This window comes from Paenibacillus taichungensis (assembly GCF_013359905.1).
Taxonomy (GTDB): Bacteria; Bacillota; Bacilli; order Paenibacillales; family Paenibacillaceae; genus Paenibacillus; species Paenibacillus taichungensis.
This window is the reverse complement of sequence record NZ_JABMCC010000006.1, coordinates 1-297: the sequence shown is the minus strand read 5'-3', so window position 1 is coordinate 297 and position 297 is coordinate 1. Positions and strand designations below refer to the sequence as shown.

The following is a 297-nucleotide window of genomic DNA, read 5'->3' as shown; positions in this document are numbered from 1 at the left end:
TTGAAGACGACGAGGTAGATAGGCTGGGGGTGGAAGTGCAGCAATGCATGGAGCTGACCAGTACTAATCGGTCGAGGGCTTATCCAAATATGCAAGTTGTAAATCGCACATTTCGTTTCGGATCTAGTTTTCAGAGAATAATCTCTGAATGTAAGCTAAGCTATGCGTTTGGTGGCGATGGCGGAGGGGTTCCACACGTACCCATCCCGAACACGACCGTTAAGCCCTCTAGCGCCGATGGTACTTGGACCGCAGGGTCCTGGGAGAGTAGGACGCCGCCAAGCGAACTCTTTCATC

General features: G+C 51.9%; 2 rRNA genes. Both read left to right on the top strand.

From position 1 onward, the window contains the following. Positions 1-87: ribosomal RNA gene (locus HP548_RS00030) — 23S ribosomal RNA — on the top strand; the annotation flags it as partial. Between the two features lie 80 nt (positions 88-167). Beyond that, positions 168-284: ribosomal RNA gene (gene rrf, locus HP548_RS00025) — 5S ribosomal RNA — on the top strand. Positions 285-297: the final 13 nt, after the last annotated feature.